Source organism: Desulfobacter sp., assembly GCF_050177295.1.
In genome coordinates this window covers 1-2,529 of the sequence record NZ_JBFXHE010000543.1, presented here as the reverse complement: position 1 = coordinate 2,529, position 2,529 = coordinate 1, and the positions used below count along the sequence as shown (strand labels likewise).

At 45.2% G+C, this 2,529-nt stretch carries 3 protein-coding genes; 2 read left to right on the top strand and 1 reads right to left on the bottom strand.

All coding sequences use genetic code 11. The features are described 5' to 3' along the window. Nucleotides 1-255 precede the first annotated feature (255 nt). Nucleotides 256-762: a BrxE family protein gene (locus tag AB7U36_RS22360; RefSeq protein WP_428161807.1), complete on the bottom strand. Its 507-nt coding sequence runs from the start codon at nucleotides 760-762 to the stop codon at nucleotides 256-258. Between the two features lie 276 nt (nucleotides 763-1,038). Between AB7U36_RS22360 and AB7U36_RS22355 the strand changes: the two genes are divergently transcribed. Beyond that, complete coding sequence (locus AB7U36_RS22355; RefSeq protein ID WP_428161806.1) at nucleotides 1,039-1,368, top strand: hypothetical protein; 330 nt, start codon at nucleotides 1,039-1,041, stop codon at nucleotides 1,366-1,368. 305 nt (nucleotides 1,369-1,673) lie between these two features. Next, the coding region (locus tag AB7U36_RS22350) for a class I tRNA ligase family protein (protein WP_428161805.1) at nucleotides 1,674-2,529 on the top strand (856 nt) is incomplete at its 3' end.

Genomic DNA, 2,529 nt, shown 5'->3' with positions numbered 1-2,529 from the left:
CCGGTGCATTTTGGCTAATCGGTTTCAGAAATCTTGCTGAGTCTGTTTTCAGATATCTGGGTGAAAAGCATTCGCCAATTATATTTTTCAACCGCCTGGCAGAAACCATGGGAAACAGTCCGGACTCAAGTGCTGAATCATAGAGTTCAGTCACTGTCATCCCGGGTTTGTAAATCGACAATAAAGACTTTGTCTCTTCAATGAGGCCCAATCCAGCCTGAAGTTGTGTCGTATATCTTATTTTTGAACCGCCGGTCATATGCATCTCATGTAAGGAAACGTTTTATAATCACTTTCAAAGGCTGAGATATAGTGCGACCGGGATATTTGAATCAATGCGTCCAATTTATTATCCGCATATTGGCCCACGGTAACAGGTCCATCTGATTCTTTGACAGTATCTTCACCCAATTCTTTAAGTCTTTCAACTGCGGTGTCGCGGCTTTTCAGGAAGTCAGACATGCTGTTAATGACTTTATGCGCCTGTATGCACTGAAAAAGTGCCCGTTCGATAGCATCCGGGAGTCGATAAAGGTGATAGTGCTTGCCGATTCCTATATGTTCATCATGGATAATAGAAGCCGCCTGACAGACCCCGCTATACTGGGCCACACCAATGGAATTGGGATAAATCGGCCCAAGAAATGCCTTGCTTGATGATGACAAAAAAGAAGAACCCCACCAAGATGCTTGCTGTTTTTCACCTAAAAAGCCCACCAGTATCCTGGTTTCACATATATGCTGCATTGAGTCCGGTTTCATTAATCATCCCCTGCTAAATCAAATTTATTCATACTTCAGACGACTCAAACAAACGATAGCACCAGTCCAGAGGCGAGGATTACCTATGGCAAGCTCCGTTTCAATTGGCAGTCTCCTCTTTTTAATGAACTTGAGGGTTTATACCTGGTATCCGCCCTGGCTGTCAAAAATCATTGAAGGCGTACAGGGTTTCATTATTGCTTTTTTGGGTGGGGTAAGTATACAGATAAACGAAAATAACATATTAACTCATTATACCAAAAGAAAAGATTGGCCATGGGGAAAAAACTAATACCGGATGAAGTACGAGAAAAAGTCTTAGAAGAAGTCGATAAATTTAATCAGCTCGAATTGAAGGGAATCAATGCTCGTTACATTGCAAGATTTCAAGGAAGATTTTTATATCTTGATAGAGTGGCCTATAATAGGAAGGCGCCGGTAATTCGTATGGAATATTTTAGAGAAAGTGACGAATGGGAGTTTGCAATATTTAAATGGAGCAAAGAATTTTATGATCCCAAAGAGAGAATGTTTCCTGGGAGTGAGTTTATTGATGGAACTATCTCAGGTGCAATGAGAGCTGGAATGGCTGCATATCCTGTATAAGCAGCCCCTTGCACTGGACGTTTACTTCGCTTTCCTCCGTACCCGCCGGTAAAGAACGCGTTAGGCAGTGTATAAAAGTGGTACTTCCTTCAGGATGCTGCCTAATCGGGATACAACTCTCCTCACCACTGAGGAGCCCTCCCACGCCATCCGCCAGCCGAATCATGGAAAATTTGGCCGAGTAAGGAGGATATCCTTCGACATTTAAAGTTTTTGTCATAAATCTCTTTGCTATTTCGTCTCTCTTGTGGCATCTAAAAAGGTTCAACTATAAATGTAGATGTTTTTCGAAAGGAATTAAAATAATGGAGGAACGGTACATCCCTTCCCAGGTCGAGCCCAAATGGCAGGAATACTGGAAAAACACCCAGCTTTTCAAGGTAGAAGAAGATTCGTCCAGGGAGAAATATTATCTGCTTGAAATGTTTCCCTACCCGTCGGGAAAGATTCATATGGGGCATGTGCGCAATTACACCATCGGAGATGTGGTGGTTCGTTACAAGCGCATGAGAGGTTTTAATGTCATTCATCCCATGGGATGGGATGCCTTTGGTATGCCTGCAGAGAATGCGGCCATTGACAACAATACCCATCCGGCGGCCTGGACCTATGACAACATCCGGGCCATGCGGGCCCAGCTTAAGAAAATGGGGTTTTCCTATGACTGGGACAGGGAAATTGCCACCTGCCGGCCGGAATACTACCGCTGGGAACAGTGGCTGTTTTTAAAAATGTTTGAAAAGGGCATGGCCTACCGCAAGGAATCCTATGTGAACTGGTGTGAAAAATGCCAGACAGTGCTGGCCAATGAGCAGGTTGAGCAAGACAAGTGCTGGCGGTGCTCCCAGGTGGTTCAGCAGAAAAAGTTGTGGCAGTGGTTTTTTAAGATAACCGATTATTCCGAAGATCTGCTTCTCCATTGTGATCAACTTCCCGGCTGGCCGGACAATGTCACCACCATGCAGAAAAACTGGATCGGCAAAAGCGTGGGGGCAGAGCTTGACTTTAAGGTGGAGGGCAGTGACGAGGTGATTAATGTGTTCACCACCCGCCCTGACACCATTTTCGGCGCCACCTTCATGTGTCTGGCGCCGGAACATCCCCTGGTGGAGACCCTGTCCCGCGGCACGGACCAGGAAGCGGCTGTAAATAACTTTGTTG